Raw genomic sequence first — 25,646 nt, forward strand, 5'->3', positions numbered from 1 at the left:
TTCATTAACCTCAACGAACAAGAAATAATGACAATAATATTCAAGGAAAGAAGATGATGTCTACACGAATAACGCTTGAAATGTGGCGTGCATTTATCTCGGTAGCAGAGAAAGGTAGTAGTGTCAAAGCCGCTCAAACGCTGAATAAAAGTCAATCCGCCATTTGTCATAGTATAAAAAAAATGGAGTCTATTTTAGGTAACGCTTTATTTACGATTGAAGGTCGACGTTCGGTCTTAACGGAACTTGGTTGTAGCTTATTACCTAAAGCACAAAGACTGCAAAATAATGCCTTACAAATAGAAATGCTCGCGAGCAAATATCAGGGGCATCTTATCAATGAATTAAATATTGCGGTGGACGTGTTACTGCCACACCCTTTTATTTGTGAAGTTATCGACCGTTTTAATTTAGTCTTTCCCAATGTATCCCTGCGGATCTATGAAACGTCATTGTCCGGTGCTAGCGCCCTACTTTCAACAGGCACGGTATCTTTAGCTATCGCGAGTAATTTACCCAAAAATATAATTCTAGAATCGTTAATGGAAGTCGAAATGCTATGCGTATGCTCATCAGAATCACCGTTAGCGACACAGATTAACGTCGAACAAGAAGATTTAAAAGCGTACAGACACTTAATCATTCGTGACTCCGGTAATCAAGATTTTGACAGTGGCTGGCTAGGTTCGCATAACCGTTTGACTGTCAGCAGTACACTTATGGCAAAACACAGTATCTTAAAAAACCTCGGTTTTGGTTGGTTACCCGAACATTTAGCCAGACCTCATCTAGACCAAGGTACCCTCGTGACGGTTGATCTCACGAAAGGCGCTAGCCGCATCGTCAGATTACAGATGGGCATGAATGCTGACTTAGCCCACTCCGCTGAAATAAATACCTTATTTGAACTATTCAGTGCACTTAAAAGTGTCGACTTTACATAATTAGTTCAGTTCCTACATATCTGCCCCTTCCTTCACTCAATCATATCCTCTTCATTTTATGACTAGTTACTACCTGTTTTTTTCAATATATATATATGAGAAAACAATTAATATTAATTCCACATAATTATAATTAATCACATGAAACATAAGGGAATGTTATGACAAAAGTACTCGTTATTTATTACTCAAGTTATGGTCATATAGAGCTGATGGCAAATTCGATAGCGGAAGGGGCTATCTCTATTTCGGGGGTGGAGGTAGACATAAAGCGTGTAGCCGAATTAATGCCTGATGATGTAGCAAAACAAGCCGGGATCAAATTAGAGCAACAGGCTCCTTATGCAAAACCTGAAGACTTGGCAAACTATGATGCGATCATCTTTGGCACACCCACACGATTCGGCAATATGGCGGCTCAAATGAGAAACTTCCTGGATCAAACTGGCGGGCTATGGTCCGAAGGTAAACTGATCGGGAAAATTGGCAGTGTATTTACCTCAACGGGTACTGGCGGTGGTAATGAAACCACCATTCAATCTTTTCATACCACCTTATTCCATCACGGCATGGTCGTCGTCGGTCTGCCATATTCAGCACCGGATTTAGGTGATATATCTGAAGTCAAAGGGGGATCTCCGTTAGGAGCTGCATGTATTGCTGGGCCTGATGGTTCTAGACAACCGTCCGACAAAGAAATGGCATTAGCCTTCTTTCAAGGCCAGCATGTCGCCAAGCTAGCTCGTAAGTTAAGTGCATAAAAAGATTAATTTTATAAAAAACGAACATGAATAATGTTGTAAATTTCCTTGAGGAAAACTAACTCATGTTATCTTTTGACAGTAACAAAAAAGCTCACCTATTAATGGTGATATGGTCAATACTCATTGCAAGTTCATTTCCTGCTGCGTCACTGATTGTCGGTAAAATTGATACTACAAGCATAACGGCTTTAAGGTTTATCATTAGTAGTTGTTTGTTTTTTATATTTATATCTATATCTTTTAAATTCAAAATTAAATTACCAAAAATAAAAGATTTCATATGCTACTCGACATTATCAGCTTGTTTAGTTTTTTATTTTTGGTCTCTATTTAAAGCATTAGAAACAACCACACCATTACATACCGGAATATTGTTCACCTCGGTGCCATTATTTACGGCGTTAATATCAAATCAGATTTTTAAAGTTAAAATATCCAAACATATCAAAACCGCGCTGCTTCTTGGTGCTGTTGGTGCGATATGGGCCGTTTTAAAAGGGGATATCGAGTTACTGTCTGCCTTTTCTTTTAATTCTGGCGATCAGACTTTTATATATGGTTGTATAACTTTCGCATTTTATGGACCTTTTGTTAATTTCGCCAAGAAAAAAGGCATGTTAACGGCATCTTCTGCTGTGATCACATTTTGGATAATGCTGATTGGTAGTATTGCATTGATAGCGATAGCGCTAATTGAACAGAAAGGAGAACTACAATGGGGCATACTTAACTATCAAGATTACTTGACTCTATTATACCTTTCAATCTTTACAACTATTATTACTTTTTGGCAAATACAGTATTGCACACAGATACTCGACGCGACTATTGTCATGTCTTACAGTTACTTAATACCAAGTATGGTATTGCTAATTGATATTTTCATCTATGGTAATGCTGCGCCTCCATCTGTATTTCTGGGCATAATGTTTACGTTCATCGCATTAATATTAATTAATAATGAATTTAAAATCCCGCGCTCTTTTAGTAACTCAAAATGAACGGTGTTGGTCTATTTGTTCAGGTATTTTCAAGGTGTTAAGCACTGAATGCAGAGTCTGAACATTCGTCAATTATACCAACAAGTTGTGCTGTTAATATAATCACTAATGACTAGCGATTTTATGCAATATTCAAACACAGTTGTTGGATTTATACTAAAAAATAATTCAACCATACGAATGAGAAACAATATGCCTAAAATTAAAATCGAATTTTATCATGACGCAGTATGTGGGTGGTGTTACATATTAAGCCCGCGCCTTAGGAACCTACTAAAAAATAAAAACATAGAAATTCAGCAACGTTGCTTTGTACTGCAACGTAACGATGAAGAAATGGTGCAACGCTTTGGATCTTTAACATCTGCTAAATTCGAGATCTTAAACCATTGGGAATCATGCAAAGCTCAAGCCGATGATCCCAGTAGCATCAATATAGAAGGTATGCGAGCTACGTCATTTTCTTATCCTAGCGGTTACCTGGCAGCATTAGGTGCGAAAACAGCCGAGCTAATGGGTGACAGTAATACACATTGGGATTATTTCGATGAAATACAGCGCCAACATTTGCAGCTGAATTCGAATATTGCGGATACCGAGGTGATCATAGCAACAGCCAAAATAATAGGGTTAGATCCAATCGAGTTTAGCAATACGTTATTTAGTGACAAAGTGAAACAAGCCGTAGAAAAAGATATACGTCAGGCGCAAAAATTGGGTATTAGAACAATCCCCACCATCGTCATTAACGGTGAGAAAGTTATTTCTCAAGCATTGAGCAATCAACAATTAGACACGTTATTTAGTCAATAACAGTACTTGAACAGAACTCTTGTATTTAAGCCATGACTTATCATGTGGGTTTCTGATGAATTAATTGAAGTGAAAAAACGGCTTATAAAAGCCGTTTTATATCGTCTTAATTAATGACTTACCCCGTCAAATAAACAAGGTCGTTAATCGTGATTAAATAAGCTTATTTCGAATATGGATGACGACGGCTTCAGCTATGATCACCACAGTAAAAATACTCACCAGTACCATAGCTACTTTTTGCCATTCAAATAAGTTCTGCGCATCATTGAGAATAACCCCAATGCCACCAGCACCCACCAGACCTAATACCGCAGATTCACGTACATTAATATCCCAACGAAATAGCACAATGGAATAGAACGCAGGCATCACTTGTGGCCAGTAACCTTTAAGTAAAATACTCATCCATGATGCTCCCGTTGCTCTGAGAGCCTCAATGGGGCCAACATTCACTTCTTCAAGCGCTTCTGCTAAAAGTTTACCCACAAAACCAATACTACGGATGGCAATTGCCATTATTCCCGCCAAAAGGCCAGGGCCAAACAATGCAATAAACAACAATGCCCAAACCAATGAATTAACCGAACGCGACGATACTAAGAAAACTTTTGCAATCCAGTTTAGGGTTTTATTCGGCGTAATATTGTGCGCATTAAGCAAGGCTAAAGGAATGGCAAAAATGAGTGTAAATAAGGTGCCTATTGTCGCAATATTCAATGTTTCGATCATGGCTTCATGAATAAACTCGGGATAAAAAGCATAATCTAATGGCATCATACGTTCAAACAGGTCGGCAAACTGAGCAGGCGCGTCGTAAAGAAACTCGGGGATCACCTCAACAGTTTGCCATGACCACATAATTGCCGAAACTAAGCATAAATAAATAGTAAAACGGGCGATACGTTCACTTGGTGTAAAGCGTTGCCATTCTTTGTCAACGTGAGTCATGGTATTAACTTGAGGTATATTTTCTACATGCGATTTATTATTGATATTTGCAGTTGTCATTAGAAAACCCTCCTAACAATATTGGAAAGAAATTCACCGACTAAAATAAGCGCAATAATAGTGATCAAAATAGCGGAGACAAAATCATAATCAAAGCGTTGGAAAGCGGAGAATAATGTACCACCTATACCACCCGCACCGACAATCCCCACCATCGTGGAGTTACGTAGGTTAGAATCTAGTTGATAGCTCGCAAAACCAATAAAACGCGTAAACACTTGTGGCAGGACCGCATACAAGGTCACGCAGGCAAAGCTGGCACCAGTAGCACGAATAGCTTCAACGGATTTAAGCGAAATTTCTTCAATGGCTTCAGCAAACAGTTTGGCAATAAAACCAATGGACGCGAATACCAAGGTTAAAATCCCTGCGAGTGCCCCAAAACCGACCGCTTTTACAAATAGGATCGCGATGATCACGGGATGAAAAGAACGGCATAATGCGATAAAGCCACGAACAGGTGTTGAGACTATCGCAGGCATCATGTTACGGGCAGCCATCAGCCCAAGGAAAAGCGAAATTATAATCCCAAAAAAGCTCGAGATAATTGCAATTTGTAGGCTTTCCAGCAAACCACTGAATAATAAACTAGAGCGTGAAAAATTAGGTGGAAACATACGAGAAAGTAAACGTTCGCTTTCACTAAAACCAATCACTAGCCGTTCGAAAGTCAAGCCTAATGTTGATAAGCTATAAAACAGATAACCAATAATGGCCGCGATAATTAGCCTATTTGTCCACGATGCTTTAAATGGGTTTTCTCGGTTTGTGGACGTATTTGGTGTTAATCCAGCCATGATTCACCTCCATAAATAACTTTAAGGTCTTCTTCTGTAATACCTTCGGGACTGCCGTCGTAATGGACTTTACCATTACACATACCGATGATGCGTTTAGCGTAACGCTTGGCCAAATTCACATCATGCATGTTAACCAATACCGGAATATTTTTTTGTTGTGCAAAGGTTTCCATTAACTCCATAATTTCAACGGCCGTTTTTGGATCCAGTGATGATGTTGGTTCATCAGCAAGTAAAATATATGGGTCTTGCATAATTGCTCGCGCGATGCCTACACGTTGTCTTTGTCCACCCGACAAACTATCCGCACGTTGATTCGTAAACTCAGACAGTCCAACAAAATCTAATAATTCAAAAGCTTTATTAAGATCTGCTTGCGCGTAATTTCTTCGCCAAGCATTCCAAGCGGTCATATAACCAAGACGACCACTGAGTACATTCTCAATCACGGTTAATCTTTCAACCAGGTTATATTCTTGGAAAACCATACCGATATGACGGCGCTGTTTGCGTAATGCTTTGCCTTTTAGTTGGGTAAGGTCTACACCTTCAAAAATAATTTCACCTTTACTGGGATCGTTGAGGCGATTAATACAACGTAATAGCGTACTTTTACCCGTACCTGAAGGGCCAATGATAGCGATGATGCCAGGTTTGTCGATGTCGATGTTAATACCTTTAAGAATGGGCTTACCGGCCACATATTCATGATAAAGGTTATTGATCTTTATTCCGCTATAACTTGCTACGGCCATAATGCTGCTTCCTTGTGCTAATTTTTGAATGATCTATGCCCTACCCGAGAGGGCATAGATTTTCCATTAGAATAATTTATGGGGTATGAACTAACTGATTAAAATATTAATCGGTTAAGTGCTTACTGAGTTTTTGCAAGTTTTGCTAACGCCGCCGCTTTTTTCTTAGCACGCTTGGCTGCGTCTTTTTCTGCTAATTTTTTCAGTCCTGTTTTTGTATATGCAGTACCCGTGGCATGAGCGATATCACGGATCACCCCCCATTCTTCTTTATAAGTGATTGGTGCAAAACGGTCAGCACCTTTGAATGATATTCTCATTTCTTCGGTGAAACGGTAGCTATAGAAAGCTTCTTGGATTTTTTTAGCCAGTTCCGGTTTCAAGTTATGTGCGTAACCAAAAGCTGATGTAGGAAAACGTGGACTACGGTAAATAATTTTTAGTACCGAACCATCGACACGGCCGGCGTCAACCATACGGTCGTATACATCGGAAGCCACAGGTGCAGCATCGTAATCACCGTTAAATACGCCAAGAATGGATTGGTCATGCTTACCTGAATAAAATACTTTGTAGTCGACGTCAGGGACCAGACCTTCTGCAGGAAAGAGGGCTCGGGGGGCTAAGTTACCTGAGTTCGATGATGCGGAAGTATGCGCCACTTTTTTACCTTTAAGATCAGCCATTGAGTTAATGCCGCTATCTTTACGTACAATCGTGATCAGATTATAACCGTGGAAACCTTTCTCATCCCCTTTAACTGCAATGGGTACATAACCGGCGAGGTTTACTGCATAACCTGTTGGACCGGTAGAGAAACCTGCGACATGAAGGCGACCTGAACGCATCGCTTCAACTTGTGCAGAGTTTGAGTGTACTGTGTAGTAGATCACGCGTTTACCTGTGATTTTACTTAAATGCGCTTGAAAATCTGCAAATGCATCTTTATAAAGAGCGGGGTCTTCTACAGGTGTATAGGTAAAGACCAACGTACTTGGATCACTCCAGTCACTTGGGTCTTTTGGGGTGTCGGCAACTAAGTCCATATTTTCATCACAGTATCTATCGTCTAGTACGCCACGACTAGCGCATTCACTTGCCATAGTGATTGAGGGGAATATTAGTGAACTAACGATTAACAATCCTTTAACGCTGATTTTCATATTCGAACCTTATTTTTACTATTGTTGGAATTAATTAACTATTTGCATAGTTTGTGCCAGCTTTAATACACTTATAAATCAACAGATTAAAACAAATACAAGTCAAGGTGTCATAATTTGGGTCATCACTGTCCATATACTAAAGAGGTATATGGGTCATATATGTCCTATTTTTAATAGCAGACAAAATAAAAGAGCTCGAAAGCCCTTTTTTATCGTCTATTGTGTATTAATAATGTTAAAAACAGTGGCCCTGTTAACAATATTAATACTGTTTCGCTATTTTAAATTCATGCAGTTTGCATAATAGGTCACTGTTGCTGGCCAATCACTGAAAACACCAATTACACCAACATCTTGTGCTAATACATCAAGCATATTCATCGCGTCGCCATCATTATTGATGCCTTCGCTGACACTTTGATAATACCAACCTCCGCCTTGAGCCAGTGGTCCTGAACGTTCTAGTGTCCATGCAATAATGTCAAGATCAGCTTGTTTCGCCAGTTTGGCGTAGTTTGAAGGTACAAGGTTTTTCTTCTTATCTAAATCGACAAGTGCAAACAAAGGTGGCGCGATAATATTTACGCCAGCATCTTTGAGTGCAGCCATGTTGGCTTTCGAGGCGACGAAATCTTTTTGCTCATAAACGCGATCATCGAGGTATACGGCTTGTTTACCAAAACTTGGATTATTTTTAATCCAGTATTTTACGTCATTTAAATCAAATGACTGTAAATAGGTATCCGATGCTGAAATTCCAGCGACTTTTAGTTCATCAACTAATTTCTGTGCATACATTTCTTGAGTAAAGCCATTAAATGGCATAACAACCGCGGTCGACTTAAGTTCTGGCGTTACTTTCACACCATGCGCTTTAAATAATGCAGCACTTTCTGCATGGGTCATTAATGTACCATTTTGCGTATAAAGGTCCGTACGCCAGCCTGGTGTACCATTCATGTACTCTTCAACAGTCGTTGCTTTCGGATTTGAACCATCCATTTTACCTTTAAGTGTCTTAAATTCAGCTAGAGTGAAATCAGACGTTCGACATTCAACTTTGGCATCTTCGCCTGTTGCAGGGTTCGCTGGTGTAAACGGTACAGTACACTTCTTAGCAAGTTCCGGTTTTGATAATACATTGGTTGTTGTGTGTAGATCGTTTTGTGAATGTCGACAAACAAGTTGTTTGTCTTTAGTGAACGTCACGTCACACTCAACCACACCGGCCCCCATTTCAATGGCGCTAAGATAAGATTCTTTGGTATGTTCAGGGAACTGCATCGCAGCGCCACGGTGGCCAATAGAAAAGCTGCTTCGTTGAAATGGCCCTTCACTACATTGCTGTAATTGAGTTTTGAGGGCGCTATCATCCATATTATTGACTAAATATGCTGGACGAGGACCTAAATTAGCTGACTCATTAGCCCAAACTGTGATTGAAGTTAACCCGAGTATGAGTGCGATTGAGCCCTTTAGTATTTGCTTCATCTTGTATTTCCTTTAATAAGCAATTATCCATTTAGCTGATTAATTATTATTTCTGTGTTGGCTTATCCACTGTTATAAGTAATGTGAATAAGCCCCAAATAATTATCAGTACTGGTGATACGAAATCACCTAACATGTAATTGCACTCATCATGCCAACTATTAATTTTGTTATGTAACAGTTGGTTACGATTTTATTTTACGATAAAGTCTTGTTCATGGGTCATTTGTGTCTCTGCTCTTCACTGTGTTTTGAAGTCTTCTTTATCAAGTTGGTGTTTCTTCATTTTTCGATATAGGGTTTTTCGAGGCAAATTGAGTTTGGCAGACACTTCGTTGATGTTACCCAACGTTTCGACAAGCGCTTCGGTCAATACGTCTCTTTCGTATTGTTCCATTAGCTTTTCAAAATCAAACTCATCAGAACACGATTCGCTAATTGGCGTTTGTAAATCGAAGCCATCCCCGACAATACCGAGTACAAAACGATCTGCAACATTACGTAATTCCCGTAAATTGCCAGGCCAATGATGACAACACAGTTGCTGTATCTGTTCTGAGTAAATTGTACATGGACGGGTTTTATATTTTTGACTTGCTTGGATAACAAAATGACGGAATAACAATTGGATGTCTTCTTTGCGTTGCTGCAAAGAAGGAAGATGCAAGCTGGCCACATTAAGGCGATAAAAGAGATCCGCGCGAAATTCGCCGGATTCGCTTAATCTGGCCAAATCAGCCTTACTTGCCGCAATAACAGTAATGTCGATAGGAATAAGGATATTACCTCCGACACGTTCAATCACCCTTTCTTGGAGCACTCGCAATAGTTTAATTTGTATTGCAATGGGCATACTTTCGATTTCATCAAGAAATAAAGTACCACCATGGGCTTGCTCTAGTCGTCCGATGCGTTTTTTGTTAGCGCCGGTAAACGAGCCAGCTTCATGACCAAACAATTCACTTTCAATGATGCTTTCTGTCATACCCCCGCAATTAATAGCGACAAAAGGTTGATCTTTGCGGCGACTGAAGTTGTGTAATGAACGGGCTATAATTTCTTTCCCTGTGCCTGTTTCGCCATTGATGATGGTATCAACACCGGTATGAGCAAGTACTAAGACTTGTTGGCGAATTTTCTCAATGACCTTTGATTGGCCAATAATGACAGATTCAATGGGAATTTCTGGCGAATCCTTGTCTGTTGATTGCGTGGTGTTGCTATGTTGGCACTGCGCTAATGCGAGGTTGAGTTTGTCGATCAGCTCATCGGTATTAAGTGGTTTTTCCAGAAAATCGAACGCACCTAATTTCATAGCTTCAATGGCCATGGGAATATCACCGTGACCACTCATGAGTATGATAGGCACATTTGGTGCTCGATGCTGAATCAAACTTAACAAGGTTAAACCATCGATCGATGGCATTCTCACGTCGCACAAAACGACAGACTTGCTGTTTGGATTTAGTGATTTCAAGCCCAGATTGGGATCGATGAAGCTACTGACATTAAAGCCTTCTAATTCCAGCATTTCACTGACTGCCTCTACAACGTCCATTTCATCATCAATGAGTACAATGTGGTTTTCTAATGTCATGATTGTGCGCCTTGCTGTAGAGATACGATGAATTCTGTGCCTTGGTGTTGAATCGATTCTGCTCGAATGGAACCACCAAAATCTTTAATAATATTGTAGGCAAGGGATAATCCGAGCCCGAGGCCTTTGCCGGATAGTTTACGCGTATAAAAAGGGTCGAATATATGTGGTAGGTCTTCAGCCAAAATACCGGAACCATTGTCTTTTACGGTAATTTCAATATTACCTAATCGTGTACTAGTTAACGTCGAACTGACTGTGATCGTGATTTGTGATTCGCGATGATGCTCAACCGCATCGATAGCGTTGCTAATAAGATTAACCAATACTTGTTCGAGACGAATGCTATTTGCACGCACCCAGTGTGAAGTCTGGTTTGAGTAATGAATGGTGACATTATGACGTTTGCTTTCAAATAATTCGATAGCATCTTGGATAATGCAATTGAGTTCAACGCTTTCTATTTTGCCATCACTTTTACGTGAAAATGCTTTAAGATGACTGGTGATTGCGGCGGTTTTACCTAAAAGTGATTCTATTTTTTGTAAATTTATCAACGCTTTATCCGTACGCCCTTGTTCTAACCAGCGTTGCGCACTGCGCACGTGGCTATTTACTGCGGTGAGGGGTTGATTAATCTCATGAGTGATCCCAACACTGAGTTGACCGAGTGCGGCTAGTTTACCTGCCTGTACCAGTTCATCTTGTGTGATCCGTAATTTCTCTTCGGCTAAGGTACGCTCTTCTACTTCCGCCTCTAATTTGCGGTTGGTCTGTTTAACTACCCTCGCAGTTGTTTGGAAAACTTTAAGATACTTTGCCATTTGGGTGACTTCATCATGGCCTCGAATGGATACCTCTGTATCTAAGTGGCCCGTTGAAATCGCAAACATATTGTCTTTTAGTTGGAGTAAGCGTTGGAGTATATTTTTGCGTACATAGAACCATGAAATGCCCGCAGCAGCCAACACACTAAATAACGATAACGATAGTGATAAGCGTTGGTCATCCACCAAGGATTGTTGTGCGGCTTTAATTGAGGTCTCAATAATTTGATTTACTTTAGCGGTATTGCTTTCTATTTGAACGGTGAGTTGGTTTAGGTGATCTCGGCTATTTTGTAGAAAATATTGTTCTTGATAGCGGTGATCGAGCGCTTTATTTTTCAGCGCGTAAAGCTTGCCGGTACGTGATGTTAAATCATAGATCACCATGAGTTGTTGATCTAAATCGGGGTATTGCTGACGAATATCACCATTGTCCCAGAGTGCCCACCAGGTCTCTCCAACTTGTTCTAATCGGTAACTTGTGTAGTCTAGTTCATTAAAACTGAAGTCATTGTAGAGTTTTTCAATGAGACCTAACTGGTAATACAATAAGGATTTAAGTTGCGCGTATTGGATCTTATCTTTACTATTTTCAGGCAATTGATCGAGTGATGCACTGGCTTGTTTTAACAATGGATAAAAACCTTCTAAAAGATTACGCAATGCTTTATTGAGGTGTTGAGATTCAACTTTGCTTTGGAACAGTAAGCTTAAACTGTTGCTGACTTGTGCAATGAAGTCTTTAAAATAGTCATGATATTCAGGAGACTGCACCATGATATTTTCCATGTTCATAATAGCTTGTTCGATTTGTGCAATGGCGTGATTGCGTTCAATATTTGATTCTGCATCATTAAGCTGAGAAGAGGTGGTGATGATGATCCGCACCATATCATTCAAACGGGCGGCCTTATCTAAAGCAGGCATGTTTATTTCTTTTAATGCCACGAGTCTTTGGTTCAAATCATTGAACGTGAAGGACAATGCAATAGATAGAAATAGTGTTGTCATAGATAGCATCGCGAGTGCTAAAACTAACCTAAACTCAATACCTTTCCATTTGAACATAATTTCCCCCATTACAAGCTCTTCATTAAAGGGAAAATAAAGCTGCTCCGTATTGCTGCTAAACCCGATTAAAAATAAGAAAAGAATAAAGAGAAGTTACCACAACTTAGTCGTTTAACACTAAGTTAACATCTAGAAGTGTTAATACAGTGGTATTTATAACGCTTACTGATGTAGTTAGGTGATAGTTAACAAGAATGAGAACATGAATTAAGGTACACTCCCTCGCCTATCATATTTGTGTCTCAACGAGTTTCTAATCTTATGTCTACTGTTCGTGCCACCCATGCTTCGCATATTGTACTGCCTGAAAACGTAACCGATAAACCCACGGTATGCAGTTTTCTTATCGGTCATTTCAAACAGATTGATGCGACAGTATGGCAGCAACGTATTATGGATGGCAAAGTACACTGGCGTGACGGCCGTTTAATCACCCTAGATTGCGCCTTTGTACCACGAGAACGGGTCTATTATTATCGAGAGGTAGCAGTTGAGAAGAAGGTCCCTTTTGCTGAAAATGTCATTTACGAAGATGACAATATCATGGTTGCCTACAAGCCACATTTTTTAGCAGTCAGTCCTAGCGGTCAATTCGTTAATGAGTGTTTAGTTAACCGCCTAAGAATAAAAACGGGTATCGAGACATTGGTAACCGCACATCGGTTAGATCGTGCCACAGCAGGGTTAATGCTGCTATCTAAGCACCCAGAGCAGCGCCACCTTTACCATGACTTGTTTAAGTATGCCAATATCACCAAGCATTACCAAGCCATTGCCCGATTAACACCTGAGTTATACCAACAGCACCAACAAGGTGAACTTGCGTTACCATTGCATTGGACTGTAAAAAATAGAATAGTCAAAGGCGAGCCCAGTTTCACGATGAAAATTGCTGACGGTGAGGCGAATAGTCATTCTGAAATTGAATTGATTGCTGTTAAAGGTGAATTTGGGCTGTTTAGACTGTCTCCCATTACCGGGAAAACACACCAACTGCGCTTACATATGCTTAGTTTAGGGTTGCCATTAGTCAACGACAGATTATACCCAATATTATTAGACCGCTGTGATGATAACTTTAAGCAGCCCTTGCAGTTATTAGCGCAACAGCTTGAATTTACCGATCCAGTTACCGGTATTGAACACAAGATAACAACAGAAGCACTAGATATTGATGCGCTAATGGATAAAACAATCGATATTATTTAGTCCGCTTATACCGCGACATTTAATGTTTTTGCCATTTTTGCTTTCTCTAAACAACGCGAAATATTCATTTTAGAAACTGGTTTCACCAGGTAATCCGTAGGCTGGAGTTGGATCACTTGCTTCACAGTAGCAATATTGTTATTCGCTGTGACAATAAAAATAGGAATGTTTTTTTGTTGTTGGCGGACATATTCAAGTACCCGTAAACCATCGAGATCGTCACTTAAATTAAGATCTAAAAAAACATAGTCAAACTGTTGTTCGAGTAATAAATTCAGTGCGCTGGGGACACTATCCGCACAAGTAACATGGTCACAATCAGAATAACGTTCAAACGAAGTTTTACGCACTAATCTGGTCATAATTAGTGCTATGGCCCTATTATCTTCAACAATCAGACACTTCATTCCAACTCCTTATGATTGTTATCGAACATTAGCTCAGTATAGGTTTGAATTCGTTAAAACATCCGCGAGTTTTAACTATTTAGCTCGGAAATATGAAATGGCTCGCATTTAAAATCAACGATTTATGATTTTTAAGATGAATGATATATTTTGGTCTATTTTAAGTAAGTCAAATTATATAGCAGAACGAGAAGTTTGCAGACCTCCTGAAGACGAAGGCCTGCGCTGAATAGTGAGTTAATTTATTTATACTTTTTGATTGATTGACGCTTGTCCAATACGGTGCACCGCGAGCAGGCCAAGCCCCGAAAGAAGCAGTGCTGGGACAATGGGATGGATCCCAAACATGGCCGGTTTAAACCATAACAACACTAAATAACTCACTAGGCCGCTTACCATCGCCGCTAATGCCGCATTCCCCGCAATCTGCGGCCAATACAAGCCAGCGAGAATAGGCCATAAGAATACGGCTTGTAGCGCACCAAACGCAGCAAGATTAAGCCACACAATCATTTCTGGCGGCTCGATAGCAAAATAGGTCGCAATTAAGGTGACCAACAACATCGCGACACGCGTCAAGGTTACCTGTGCATTGGCCGTTAATGCTGGATAACTTCGCACAACACCATCTCGCACCAGGCTCACCGCCGACTGCAGTAACATTGAATCCACCGATGACATGACCGCAGCAATAGGCGCGGCTAATAATACCCCGGCCCAAAATGGGTCAAAAAGCCCAGTAATTAAGGTTGGCATGATCTCATCAGGCACGGTCAAATCCGGATATAAAGCACGGCCTAATACTCCACTTAAATGTGGAATAAGGGTCATCACGAAACTAATGATCGTGCCCCAAATCATCCCTCGTTTTAATGCATTGCTATCTTTAACCGCCAGTAACCGCACAACCGTATGCGGTAGCCCCAAAGTACCAAAACAAATTAACATCCAAAACGACAACATCATTGGCCAACCAAGCTGGCCGCTATTGCCTTGTGGACTTAACAACGTGGGCGATTGCGTACTCACTTCGGTCATTAATGCGGTTAAACCACCTTGCGACAACAAGGTAATAAAAATGACTAATACACCAATAATCATCAAGATACCTTGGAATGCATCGGTGATCACGACAGCACGAAAACCACCCGTCAACGTATAAGCCAGTACGGTGATAACAAATAACCCCAAACCCAACTCATAGCTAATGCCACTCACCCCCGAGAATAATCGTGCGCCACCAATAAACTGCACCGATATCATGGCAATAAAGCCAACCACAAGACTGACTAAAGCTAATTTAGTTAACCAACTGTTCTGATAGCGTTCATCCAGCCATTCGATCAGTGTCGCGTGCTCAGTTTTACGTTGTGCTAATAACTTTGGACCTAAAACACCCAATGTCAGCATTGCCACCGGCACTTGGATCAGAGCTAGCCATACCCAGCCTAAACCAATTTTATAAGCGGCACCCGGTCCACCAATAAATGAACTCGCACTGGTATAGGTCGCCACCAGTGTCAGCGCCAGTAACGGACCATTGAGAAAACGTCCACCAATAAAAAAGCGCTTGGCTTTGTCTTGATATAATTCCCCAGCTTGTTTGGATTGGCGCGCACTCCACCAACGTGTGATCAGTAAACTCGCAATAAGGTAAATAAAGATAGGGATGAGATTACTCATGATAAGTAGATTTAATCATTAAAATAAGGAAGAAGATAAGTAGTAAAGGGGCAAACAGGCAAGAAAACCAAAACCAAACAGGCAGTCCCCACCAATCACCTTGGTTTGCTAATAGCAGCGGTCCAGCGCACCACAGCGTGAAATAACCGATTGTCAGTAACAAGGTTTTTTTTGAAATTGAGTTCATAGTTCAGCCTAAAATAAATATCGCATAGCATATAGCGTATCGTTATCGAAACAAAACTCGAACTAGATAGATACTCTATACATGACAAGGTTTTAAGCTGAATTATATCGCGTTAAGGCAGCTACATCCAAATAATGTTTCATGGATATATTAAACTATCGTTTGGACTATACGACGAGTTCATCAAACGAGATCAATGTATGACTGATCGATGAATCAATATCATCAATGTAAACCCCGGCACCATAAGTCCAGCCCCATGCAGGAAAACGTTTACTGTAAGAGATCTTACGAACAGTTTTACCACCAATAAACAATGGGAAACAATAGCTGACGAAAGTGCCTGCCGTTAATTGTTTTGCCTGTTCATGTATCATCTGATAAGTAAAATCACCGTTAGTGTCTTGCAGCATTTTAACATTAGGATTAGAGTCATCAACACTGCCTAGAGAAGCCAGCAAGGTGTAATCATCATCAAACACAAAAATATAATTACCATCTAATAGCGAGAGGCGTTGTAAGGCTTGTTTTTGTGCCTGTTCAAGTGACAAAACCCCGGACTGGTAATACAGATCATAACGCTGAAAAATAGCTTCTGTTTTATCAATGATATTCACTAAACGTGACTTTCTTTCTACTAGCATTTCTCCACGTAATATTGATAAATAACCGAATGCGATAAACACCAACGCGATAAGGCTTAACACAACACACAAGATAATTTTACAGATAATTGAACAACGACGGCACATTACAGCCTCTACAACATAACGAAACAATCTATCAGCATGCTAACACAGTGAAAACATAAACCACTGTAAACAATGATGAAAATAGTATTATCAGGTGATTTAACACATATTATATTATCTACAACCCTATTGTGTATATTTACAGCATTATAAGATTACCAGAATGGAATCATTCGAGGAGGGAAATTAACGATAAGTCTACAGCAACAACCTACCGTTAATTATTCATTAGCAACGCTGCTTATTTGGCTACAATTTCATAGCTCGACGTGATTTCAGCTGCCTTTTCTAGCATTTTCGCCACAGAGCAATATTTTTCCATTGATAGCTCAACTGCACGTTTTACTTTTTTCTCATTAAGGTCAGTGCCTGATACGATAAAATGTGCGTTAATTTTAGTAAACACACGTGGTGGTTCAGGCGCTCGTTCACTCGTTAAATCAACCTCACAACCTAGGATGTTTTGACGGCCTGTTTTTAAAATATCGACAACATCAATAGAGCTACATGCACCCATCCCCATTAGCACAACTTCCATTGGACTCGCCGCAATACCATTACGATCACCATCCATAAGGATACCGTGACCCGTTTCTGACGTGCCCATCAGTTGCATTTTGTCGATCCACTTCACATTTGCTTTCATAAAATACCTCGTTAATGTCTAATTTCAAGGTATCGAACAATATTTAATATCACAAAAGCAATAAAATACTGTTCCATATCCCAAATATAGTTAAAAGTTGCAAATAAACAGCAAGTCAATATTCAAAAAATGATATATTCACGTTGATATTGAACAGAAATCAACTCAGTTCTTGCTTATTAGTGTTATTGTCTCTTATGCTATCAAGTCAGTAATAATAATAAAATTAAAATATCGCAATACGGACATAATTTGCGATTATAATAACTTACAGAGGAATACCCATGGTTGTTATCGGCAAGCCACAGTCTGACCCTACTTTAGAATGGTTTTTATCTCACTGTCATATTCACAAGTACCCTTCAAAAAGTACACTGATCCATGCAGGAGAAAAAGCGGAAACTTTATATTTTATCGTTAAAGGCTCTGTGGCAGTTCTAATTAAGGATGAAGAAGGCAAAGAAATGATCCTTTCTTATCTGAATCAAGGTGACTTCATGGGTGAACTAGGCCTATTTGAAGATACTGAAGAGCCTATACGTAGCGCATGGATCCGTGCTAAATCACCATGTGAAGTAGCAGAAATTTCATATAAGAAATTCCGTCAATTAATCCAAGTTAATCCTGAAATCCTAATGCGTTTATCAGGTCAAATGGCTGAACGTCTACAGATTACAAGTCAAAAAGTTGGTGATCTAGCATTCCTAGACGTAACTGGTCGTATTGCACAAACGCTATTAAGCTTAGCAAAACAGCCTGACGCAATGACTCACCCAGACGGCATGCAAATTAAAATTACTCGTCAAGAAATTGGTCAAATCGTTGGTTGTTCACGTGAGACTGTTGGTCGTATCTTGAAGATGCTTGAAGAACAAGAGCTGATCTCGGCTCATGGTAAAACGATTGTTGTATTTGGCACACGCTAATTCAATCATTTTATTGAGCTAATAAAACGGCGTCTGACATGTTACTCACAAGTCAGACGCCGTTTTTATTAACTGCTGTTTATGCGTTAGCTAATTTTGTGATTTATGCAATCGTTTAATTAATACTGACGTATCACTACGCTGCTCACCAGCATGTTGTAATTCGGCATAAAACCCATCGACTAATTTCGCAATCGGTACTAACGAGCCATTACGCTCGGCTTCTTCAAAACAAATCGCCAGATCTTTGCGCATCCAATCAATCGCAAAACCAAAATCAAATTTCCCTTCCGCCATCGTTAAGGTGCGATTTTCTAATTGCCAAGATTGGGCGGCACCATTACGTAATACATCCAGTACGATATGCTCATCTAATCCGGCATTTTTAGCAAAGTTTACGCCCTCGGCTAGACCTTGCACCAAACCCGCGATGCATAACTGATTAACCATTTTACATTTTTGTCCCGCACCAACATCGCCGACCAAAGTCACTTTCTTCGCCATTATATCCAACACAGGTAAAACACGCTCGTATGCGTTGGCTGCGCCGCCCGTCATAATGGTGAGCAGTGCATTTTCGGCACCCGCTTGCCCGCCCGACACTGGCGCATCAAGAAAATGAATATCTGATTTTGCACAGGCAGCAGATAATTCTTCGGCTAATAATGCGGATGTGGTTGTATGATCGATCAATATTGCATTGGCTTTCATTGCCGACAATACACCATCCTCGCCGTAAACAACGCTGCGCACGTCATCATCATTACCCACACACATAAGCACTAAATCCGCATTAAGTGCAGCGAGATGTGGCGTAGAGGCACGTTTACCACTATATTTTTCGACCCAAGTGACGGCTTTCGTCTCGGTACGGTTAAATACTACGACATCATGTCCAGCATTTTGCAGATGACCCGCCATTGGATAACCCATTACACCTAAACCAATAAATGCTATTTTCATTTTAGTCCTCTTTATGCCATGTCACTTTCGATTCAATTAACGGTTACGCCGCTAACCACTTTTCGATAGCTTGGCTCAGTTTTTTCATTCCCGCATGAATATCATCTTCAGGGATATTAAGTGCAGGCGTAAAACGTAATACATTGGCGCCAGCCACTAATATTAATAACCCGTGTTGGGCCGCTTGATTCATGATCGCGATGGCTTGACCTTGATATTGTTCTTTTAACTCAGCACCTAATAATAAACCGTCACCTCGAATGTCAGAGAAAATGGCATATTGGTTATTTATCTGCGTTAAAGCTTCTTGAAAAATGGCTGACTTTACCTTAACTTGCGCTAAAAAATCATCATTATTGATCGTATCAACGACAACCTCCGCAACACTGCAAGCCAGTGGATTACCGCCATAAGTACTACCATGGGTTCCCACACTCAGACTCTTAGCAATATTACCTGTCGTTAGCATCGCAGCAATAGGAAAACCAGCCCCAAGACCTTTTGCAGAGGTTAAAATATCAGGTTTGATATCAGTATGCTGATAGGCATAAAACGTTCCCGTACGACCAACGCCCGTTTGCACTTCATCAAATATCAGCAGCGCATTGTATTTATCACACAGCGCCCGAACGCCTATCAGAAATTGCTGATTAGCAGCATTAATACCACCTTCACCTTGCAAAGGTTCCATCATGACGGCACAGGTTTTATCACTCATTAATGCTTCAACTGCTGCCAAATCATTAAAATCAACATGGTCAATAGCACCAGGTTTAGGACCAAAACCATCAGAATAAGACGATTGACCACCAACGGTCACCGTAAAGAATGTTCTGCCGTGGAAGCCCTTATTAAAGGCGATGATCTGATCTTTGCCGTCACCAAATTTATCGAGAGCATAACGACGCGCTAACTTTAACGCCGCTTCGTTGGCTTCGGCACCAGAATTAGCAAAGAAAACTTTATCTGCAAACGTCGCCTTAGTCAGTTTGTTGGCTAGTCTTAATGCTGGTTCATTCGTGAGTAAATTACTCACGTGCCATAATTGCTGGCTTTGTTGTTGCAGCGCTGCAACTAAAGGAGGGTGACAATGCCCTAAACAACTGACGGCAATACCAGCAGCAAAATCAATGTATTCATTATCAGCTTGATCCCAAACACGTGAGCCTTTGCCTCGCACAGGGATCATTGCTGCCGGTGCATAATTTGGCACCATTACGTCATCAAAATCTTTCCGAGTCACACCCATTACGTTATTGGTCATAGTCCTTCCCTCTCAGCAAACATCAATGTTTAAATAGTCAAACGCCAGCTAGTGACGAATATATATTCAATAATTATAGATATTTAATCACAGGTCAAGTTCAATATAGCGTTCCATTACCGAAATCTATGAATTATTGATAAGAAAATTATTTAATAGCTCTTTGCCTTGCTCAGTCAGGATACTTTCAGGGTGAAATTGTACACCTTCGAGCGCAAGTTTTTTATGTTTAAACGCCATGATCTCATCAAACTCGCCATCATTATCTTCAGTCCAAGCGGTGATCTCAAATTCATCATTAAGTGTCAAAGTTTCAACAATTAAAGAGTGATAGCGGGTGACGGTTAACGGGTTCTTTAATCCCGTAAAAACCCCTTTACCTGTATGCTGAATTTTCGACGTTTTACCATGCATCACTTTTTTGGCTTTAATGACATTGGCACCGAATACTTGGGCGATTGACTGATGACCCAGACACACGCCTAAAATGGGAATTTCACCTGCAAACTGTTGAATAACGGATAATGAAATACCGGCATCATTTGGTGTACATGGACCAGGAGAAATAACCAGATAATCAGGAGATAACGACGCTATTTGCGCCAGTGAAATTTCATCATTACGTTTAACGACAACATCTTGTCCGAGTTCAGAGAAATATTGGAATAAGTTAAACGTAAAACTATCGTAATTATCGATAATAAGTAACATGGAAGATTAAAATTCTAGTGAGGAAACTGGATGAATAATATCATAGCTAGAAATTGGTTTCTAATAATGACTCTTGGTAATTGAAACATACCTTTTCAGTATCAATGATGTTTAAAGTAGTAAACGAAAAAGCTCAGCAAATGCTGAGCTTTTATAATTTTTACCGAATGTTAAATCGAGTTATTTAACCGTTACAAACTCTGGATAAGCATCGATACCACAGTCAGCCATATCCATACCCGTGATCTCTTCTTCCTCAGTAACACGAATACCCATTGTTGCTTTCAGAACAGCCCACACTAAGATACTTGCTCCGAATACCCAAGCGAAGATAATAGCAGCGCCATATAGCTGAGCACCAAATGTTGCATCTGTATTGCTAAATGGTACAACCATTAAGCCAAATAGACCACACACACCATGTACCGAGATAGCACCAACTGGATCATCAATCTTCACTTTATCCAATGCAACGATACTAAATACAACTAACACACCACCTAGTGCACCTAATAATGTCGCAAATGCTGGAGCTGGACTGAGTGGGTCAGCGGTAATCGTGACCAAACCAGCTAATGCGCCATTAAGAATCATCGTTAAGTCTGCTTTGCCCCACAAGGCTTTAGTAACCAGCAATGCAGCTACAGCACCCGCAGCCGCAGCCGCATTCGTGTTCAGGAAGATTTTACCAACGGCCGTTGCGTTTTCAACATCTGAAAGCATTAGTTGTGAACCACCGTTAAAACCAAACCAACCCATCCATAAGATAAATGCACCTAGTGTTGCTAATGGCATATTTGAACCAGGAATTGGGTGCACTTCGCCATTTTTACCATACTTACCTTTACGGGCACCAAGTAATAAAACAGCAGCGAATGCAGCAGCGGCACCAGCCATATGCACAATACCTGAACCAGCAAAATCAGAGAAACCAGCTTCAGCTAAGAAACCACCACCCCAAGTCCAGTAACCTTCAATCGGGTAGATAACACCAGTTAAAAATACAGTAAAGGCAAGGAAGGCCCATAATTTCATACGTTCAGCAACCGCACCAGATACAATCGACATTGCAGTTGCAACAAATACAACTTGGAAGAAGAAGTCTGATTCTAACGAGTGATCAGCACCCTCAGATTGTGTGCCAATTAAAGAACCAAATGATGGAATAATTCCGCCTTCGACATTACCAACATACATGATGTTATAACCGACTAATAAAAACATGATACATGCGATAGAATAAAGCACGATGTTCTTTGTCAAAATTTCGGTGGTATTCTTAGAACGAACCAGACCTGCTTCTAGCATGGCAAAACCTGCCGCCATCCACATCACCAGTACACCTGACATTAAAAAGTAAAAAGTATCGAGTGCAAAACGCAGCTCAGTAACTGTAGTTGTTAGCTCTTGCATAATTTATTCCCTTAAATTGCTTCTGAGTCCATTTCGCCCGTACGGATACGCACAACTTGTTTTAAATCGTAAACAAAAATCTTACCATCACCAATTTTACCTGTGTAAGCAGCACTACTAATAGCTTCAATGAGGCGATCAACATTTTCACTCTGCGTTGCAATTTCTAACTTAACTTTTGGCAAGAAATCGACTTGATATTCTGCACCACGATATAATTCGGTATGACCTTTTTGACGACCAAAGCCTTTGACTTCAGTCACTGTTAATCCTTCAACACCGAAATCGGCTATAGCTTCACGAACATCATCGAGTTTAAATGGTTTAATGATTGCGCTTATTAGCTTCATAAAGAGCTCCTTGCATGAGTATATGAATATCTATATGATTAGACTTAATTCAACCTCCGTGCCAACAATTTAAATGCCATAAATTCAATAACTTAACTAAACACCTCGCTTTACCCTGACGCCACAAGCACCAAAACAGTGCGACCATTCTGTTATTCCCCCCAATTCAGTGCAGTTGTTAACTAAATATTAACGTACTGTTAATTTGAGATCGTAATCCCAATTTTAATAACTTCTTATATCTTAAAATAGCGTAAGACATTAACTAATTTTAATTGTTAATAATTAATCCTTACGGGGTATCCATCAGTCTTAATAACTAGATTCCTTAACAATCTATTTAAAATAAACTTAATCTATATATAAACACCGCTCAATAAATCTGACACAGCGTTGCGTACCATAATTAAATTGGTACTTTTTATAATCAACAATAATGATAATGTGCTTCCAACCTAAGTAGCTAAAACGGATTTGTTACTTTAAATCTAAAATCATGGAAGAAATACAATGAAGAAATTACTACTGGTAACACTATTATCAACGCTAACAGCTTGCGGTTCTGAAGATATATTCGATGGTGATGATCAAAATGACGAAACAGAGATCATATCAAGTGTAACTTTCACTCATCAGGCAAGCGATGTAAATTCACCATTGTATTATTTTGACGGCACATATACTGAAGATGGCCAAGTATATACGCAAGACGATATAGCATGGCACTGGGCAGTATATTTAGATGGTGCGGGACAAGTCGCAACCCTGCACCCTGAAGAAGACCCACAATATCAATTTTTAGAAGCTAATACTTATAGAATAAAAGCTACAGTATTAGATACTGCTGGGGATGAACTCGATAGTTACTCTCAAGACATCACAATCACACCAGAGCAGATCGATACAACAACATTAAAACCGACTGCAATCATAAATATTGTGAGTGTTAATGGTTTGAATGTTGAATTTGATGCTCAAAGCTCAACTTATAGCGAAGGTGATATCAGTGAGTTTGAATGGATCATTGAAGGTGCTAGTTATTCCACTCCAGTAAAAGCTCATACCTTTAATCAATCAGGTCAATATTCAGTATCACTAAAAGTAAAATCAGTAGATGGTACTGAAGATTCAACCACAACAACAGTTGAAGTTTCAGCGGAGCCAACTGAACCAGTTGCTGATTTCACCTATACAACCATTAATCTAGTAGCCAATTTTGATGCAAGTAGCAGTAGCAATATTAGCAGTAATATTGACAGCTATAATTGGTACTTTCCACATGATGGTAGCAGTGAAAATGGTCTTAAGATAACAAAAGAATTCCCCGCGGAAGATGGTTATAGTGTTTCACTTACAATTATAAGTGGAGAAGGAATTGAAAAAGAAGTAATCAAAACGATAAATGTCAGTGAAAATGCGGCATACGTAACATGCGATATTTTGACATCAAGCCATACCTTATACAGAGCGCGAGATGAAGGTCAATGTTTTACAAGTATTGCAAACGGTCCACTCACAACCTTCAGCAGTGCCAATGCATGGTGTGATGCTCAAATAGCAAAATATAAAGATCAAATGTCACGTATATTCCCTACTAACCTTACTTCTGAAATCAGACAGCAAGGTAATAATGAGTGTGCTGAACCAAATGAGCTCTAACACTCAATATATGGCAAGTACTCCGCACAATCTCTGCTTTTGTAGATGACCGAATTTCAAGAATAACAAAGCCTGAATCGTAAGATTCAGGCTTTGTTATTTGTTGGAAAAGTGAGGGTTGGGCTTTGTACAAACCCCAACCCGTGTCCCTCGGCATGGCAGGCCGCTTATCTTTTATAAAGAGTCTAACGACCACTAGAGATGGTGGAAGTGCTGAGAAATGCCTGGAATATTTCCAGTCCAACTGAATACTATTAATAAGAACAGTGTACCGCACAATCTGTTCGGTACTTTATAACTGAATTTAAGACACAAAAAAAGCCTGAATCTTTCGATTCAGGCTTTCGTTGTTTGTTGGCGGAGTGGACGGGACTCGAACCCGCGACCCCCGGCGTGACAGGCCGGTATTCTAACCAACTGAACTACCACTCCGCACAATCTGTGCTGATAAATATCAGTCTAAATTTTGTGTCTTTCGACATTATTTGGCGCTTGGCGATGCCCTACTCTCACATGGGGAAACCCCACACTACCATCGGCGTTATTACGTTTCACTACTGAGTTCGGAATGGAGTCAGGTGGTACCGCAACACTATGGTCACCAAGCAAATCTGGTTTGCTTTCTATAAGAAAAATTAATTTCTATTGTAATCTGAAAAGCTATAAATAAAGAAGTCTTTAAAACATAAAGTGTTCAATCAATTCTTAAGTCAAATTTCAATTAATCATACTTTAATTTGTATGGTTAAGCCTCACGGGTAATTAGTACAAGTTAGCTCAATGCCTCACAGCACTTACACACCTTGCCTATCAACGTTGTAGTCTCCAACGGCCCTTCAGGGAGCTTAAAGCTCCAGTGAGAACTCATCTCGAGGCCTGCTTCCCGCTTAGATGCTTTCAGCGGTTATCAGTTCCGAACTTAGCTACCGGGCAATGCCATTGGCATGACAACCCGAACACCAGTGGTTCGTCCACTCCGGTCCTCTCGTACTAGGAGCAGCTCCTCTCAATTCTCAAACGCCCACGGCAGATAGGGACCGAACTGTCTCACGACGTTCTAAACCCAGCTCGCGTACCACTTTAAATGGCGAACAGCCATACCCTTGGGACCAACTTCAGCCCCAGGATGTGATGAGCCGACATCGAGGTGCCAAACACCGCCGTCGATATGAACTCTTGGGCGGTATCAGCCTGTATCCCCGGAGTACCTTTTATCCGTTGAGCGATGGCCCTTCC

At 40.3% G+C, this 25,646-nt stretch carries 24 protein-coding genes, 1 tRNA gene and 2 rRNA genes; 7 read left to right on the top strand and 20 right to left on the bottom strand.

Annotated elements, in window-relative coordinates; translation table 11 throughout:
- Positions 1 to 53 precede the first annotated feature (53 nt).
- From PE36_RS12420 to PE36_RS12435, 4 genes are all read left to right on the top strand, one after another.
- Positions 54 to 944, top strand: coding sequence for a LysR family transcriptional regulator (locus PE36_RS12420; RefSeq protein WP_198138610.1), 891 nt, complete (start codon positions 54 to 56; stop codon positions 942 to 944).
- A gap of 161 nt (positions 945 to 1,105) precedes the next feature.
- A complete protein-coding gene (gene wrbA / locus PE36_RS12425) occupies positions 1,106 to 1,705 on the top strand; it encodes an NAD(P)H:quinone oxidoreductase (protein ID WP_006032389.1) in 600 nt (199 codons plus the stop codon).
- Between the two features lie 65 nt (positions 1,706 to 1,770).
- Positions 1,771 to 2,709 (top strand): DMT family transporter, encoded by a 939-nt coding sequence (locus tag PE36_RS12430; protein ID WP_006032390.1) that lies wholly within the window; start codon positions 1,771 to 1,773, stop codon positions 2,707 to 2,709.
- 192 nt (positions 2,710 to 2,901) lie between these two features.
- The gene (locus PE36_RS12435; RefSeq protein ID WP_006032391.1) at positions 2,902 to 3,522 is read left to right on the top strand and encodes a DsbA family protein; all 621 of its coding nucleotides are present in this window, start codon (positions 2,902 to 2,904) and stop codon (positions 3,520 to 3,522) included.
- A gap of 153 nt (positions 3,523 to 3,675) precedes the next feature.
- On the opposite strand, the gene phnE (PE36_RS12440) is transcribed toward PE36_RS12435, so the two are convergent.
- The 7 genes from phnE (PE36_RS12440) to PE36_RS12470 form a co-directional block, all read right to left on the bottom strand.
- Entirely contained in the window at positions 3,676 to 4,533 is an 858-nt protein-coding gene (gene phnE / locus PE36_RS12440; protein ID WP_006032392.1) for a phosphonate ABC transporter, permease protein PhnE, read from the bottom strand.
- Positions 4,533 to 5,330, bottom strand: coding sequence for a phosphonate ABC transporter, permease protein PhnE (phnE, locus tag PE36_RS12445; RefSeq protein ID WP_006032393.1), 798 nt, complete (start codon positions 5,328 to 5,330; stop codon positions 4,533 to 4,535). The genes phnE (PE36_RS12440) and phnE (PE36_RS12445) overlap by 1 nt, the downstream gene beginning before the upstream one ends.
- Positions 5,318 to 6,088 carry a phosphonate ABC transporter ATP-binding protein gene (phnC, locus tag PE36_RS12450; RefSeq protein WP_006032394.1) on the bottom strand — a complete coding sequence of 257 codons (771 nt, stop codon included), beginning with the start codon at positions 6,086 to 6,088 and terminating at the stop codon, positions 5,318 to 5,320. Before phnC ends, phnE (PE36_RS12445) begins: the two co-directional genes overlap by 13 nt.
- Positions 6,089 to 6,210: 122 nt before the next feature.
- Positions 6,211 to 7,251, bottom strand: coding sequence for a phosphate/phosphite/phosphonate ABC transporter substrate-binding protein (gene phnD / locus PE36_RS12455; RefSeq protein ID WP_043994485.1), 1,041 nt, complete (start codon positions 7,249 to 7,251; stop codon positions 6,211 to 6,213).
- Between the two features lie 279 nt (positions 7,252 to 7,530).
- Positions 7,531 to 8,745 (bottom strand): glycerophosphodiester phosphodiesterase family protein, encoded by a 1,215-nt coding sequence (locus tag PE36_RS12460; RefSeq protein ID WP_006032396.1) that lies wholly within the window; start codon positions 8,743 to 8,745, stop codon positions 7,531 to 7,533.
- 241 nt (positions 8,746 to 8,986) lie between these two features.
- Positions 8,987 to 10,342 (bottom strand): sigma-54 dependent transcriptional regulator, encoded by a 1,356-nt coding sequence (locus tag PE36_RS12465; protein WP_006032397.1) that lies wholly within the window; start codon positions 10,340 to 10,342, stop codon positions 8,987 to 8,989.
- The gene (locus tag PE36_RS12470) at positions 10,339 to 12,237 is read right to left on the bottom strand and encodes a sensor histidine kinase (protein ID WP_198138611.1); all 1,899 of its coding nucleotides are present in this window, start codon (positions 12,235 to 12,237) and stop codon (positions 10,339 to 10,341) included. The genes PE36_RS12465 and PE36_RS12470 overlap by 4 nt, the downstream gene beginning before the upstream one ends.
- A gap of 264 nt (positions 12,238 to 12,501) precedes the next feature.
- On the opposite strand from PE36_RS12470, the gene PE36_RS12475 reads away from it, so the two are divergent.
- Positions 12,502 to 13,449 carry a pseudouridine synthase gene (locus PE36_RS12475; protein WP_006032399.1) on the top strand — a complete coding sequence of 316 codons (948 nt, stop codon included), beginning with the start codon at positions 12,502 to 12,504 and terminating at the stop codon, positions 13,447 to 13,449.
- 5 nt (positions 13,450 to 13,454) lie between these two features.
- On the opposite strand, the gene PE36_RS12480 is transcribed toward PE36_RS12475, so the two are convergent.
- The 5 genes from PE36_RS12480 to PE36_RS12500 form a co-directional block, all read right to left on the bottom strand.
- Positions 13,455 to 13,856 carry a response regulator gene (locus PE36_RS12480; RefSeq protein WP_006032400.1) on the bottom strand — a complete coding sequence of 134 codons (402 nt, stop codon included), beginning with the start codon at positions 13,854 to 13,856 and terminating at the stop codon, positions 13,455 to 13,457.
- Between the two features lie 246 nt (positions 13,857 to 14,102).
- A complete protein-coding gene (panF, locus tag PE36_RS12485) occupies positions 14,103 to 15,539 on the bottom strand; it encodes a sodium/pantothenate symporter (RefSeq protein ID WP_006032401.1) in 1,437 nt (478 codons plus the stop codon).
- Positions 15,532 to 15,726: a DUF997 family protein gene (locus tag PE36_RS12490; protein ID WP_006032402.1), complete on the bottom strand. Its 195-nt coding sequence runs from the start codon at positions 15,724 to 15,726 to the stop codon at positions 15,532 to 15,534. Before PE36_RS12490 ends, panF begins: the two co-directional genes overlap by 8 nt.
- Positions 15,727 to 15,893: 167 nt before the next feature.
- Positions 15,894 to 16,478 carry a cache domain-containing protein gene (locus tag PE36_RS12495; RefSeq protein ID WP_006032403.1) on the bottom strand — a complete coding sequence of 195 codons (585 nt, stop codon included), beginning with the start codon at positions 16,476 to 16,478 and terminating at the stop codon, positions 15,894 to 15,896.
- Positions 16,479 to 16,719: 241 nt separating this feature from the next.
- Entirely contained in the window at positions 16,720 to 17,124 is a 405-nt protein-coding gene (locus PE36_RS12500) for an OsmC family protein (RefSeq protein ID WP_006032404.1), read from the bottom strand.
- 284 nt (positions 17,125 to 17,408) lie between these two features.
- Here PE36_RS12500 and crp point away from each other — a divergent pair, with 284 nt between their 5' ends.
- Positions 17,409 to 18,050 (top strand): cAMP-activated global transcriptional regulator CRP, encoded by a 642-nt coding sequence (gene crp, locus PE36_RS12505; protein ID WP_006032405.1) that lies wholly within the window; start codon positions 17,409 to 17,411, stop codon positions 18,048 to 18,050.
- Between the two features lie 90 nt (positions 18,051 to 18,140).
- Here crp and PE36_RS12510 read toward each other — a convergent pair whose 3' ends face one another.
- The 5 genes from PE36_RS12510 to glnK form a co-directional block, all read right to left on the bottom strand.
- Positions 18,141 to 19,013: an NAD(P)-dependent oxidoreductase gene (locus tag PE36_RS12510; protein WP_006032406.1), complete on the bottom strand. Its 873-nt coding sequence runs from the start codon at positions 19,011 to 19,013 to the stop codon at positions 18,141 to 18,143.
- A 43-nt stretch (positions 19,014 to 19,056) separates the two neighbouring features.
- Complete coding sequence (locus tag PE36_RS12515) at positions 19,057 to 20,262, bottom strand: aspartate aminotransferase family protein (protein ID WP_198138612.1); 1,206 nt, start codon at positions 20,260 to 20,262, stop codon at positions 19,057 to 19,059.
- 141 nt (positions 20,263 to 20,403) lie between these two features.
- Positions 20,404 to 20,988 carry an aminodeoxychorismate/anthranilate synthase component II gene (locus PE36_RS12520; protein WP_006032408.1) on the bottom strand — a complete coding sequence of 195 codons (585 nt, stop codon included), beginning with the start codon at positions 20,986 to 20,988 and terminating at the stop codon, positions 20,404 to 20,406.
- A gap of 180 nt (positions 20,989 to 21,168) precedes the next feature.
- Positions 21,169 to 22,401 carry an ammonium transporter gene (locus tag PE36_RS12525; RefSeq protein ID WP_006032409.1) on the bottom strand — a complete coding sequence of 411 codons (1,233 nt, stop codon included), beginning with the start codon at positions 22,399 to 22,401 and terminating at the stop codon, positions 21,169 to 21,171.
- 11 nt (positions 22,402 to 22,412) lie between these two features.
- Positions 22,413 to 22,751: a P-II family nitrogen regulator gene (glnK, locus tag PE36_RS12530; protein WP_006032410.1), complete on the bottom strand. Its 339-nt coding sequence runs from the start codon at positions 22,749 to 22,751 to the stop codon at positions 22,413 to 22,415.
- Between the two features lie 510 nt (positions 22,752 to 23,261).
- Here glnK and PE36_RS12535 point away from each other — a divergent pair.
- Positions 23,262 to 24,410 (top strand): PKD domain-containing protein, encoded by a 1,149-nt coding sequence (locus tag PE36_RS12535; RefSeq protein ID WP_006032411.1) that lies wholly within the window; start codon positions 23,262 to 23,264, stop codon positions 24,408 to 24,410.
- 355 nt (positions 24,411 to 24,765) lie between these two features.
- Here PE36_RS12535 and PE36_RS12540 read toward each other — a convergent pair.
- The 3 genes from PE36_RS12540 to PE36_RS12550 all read right to left on the bottom strand — a co-directional run.
- Positions 24,766 to 24,842: transfer RNA gene (locus PE36_RS12540), tRNA-Asp, on the bottom strand.
- Positions 24,843 to 24,900: 58 nt separating this feature from the next.
- Positions 24,901 to 25,016 (bottom strand): 5S ribosomal RNA (gene rrf, locus PE36_RS12545).
- Positions 25,017 to 25,151: 135 nt separating this feature from the next.
- A 23S ribosomal RNA gene (locus PE36_RS12550) occupies positions 25,152 to 25,646 on the bottom strand; the annotation flags it as partial.

Origin of the sequence: Moritella sp. PE36 (assembly GCF_000170855.1) — a bacterium.
GTDB lineage: Bacteria > Pseudomonadota > Gammaproteobacteria > Enterobacterales > Moritellaceae > Moritella.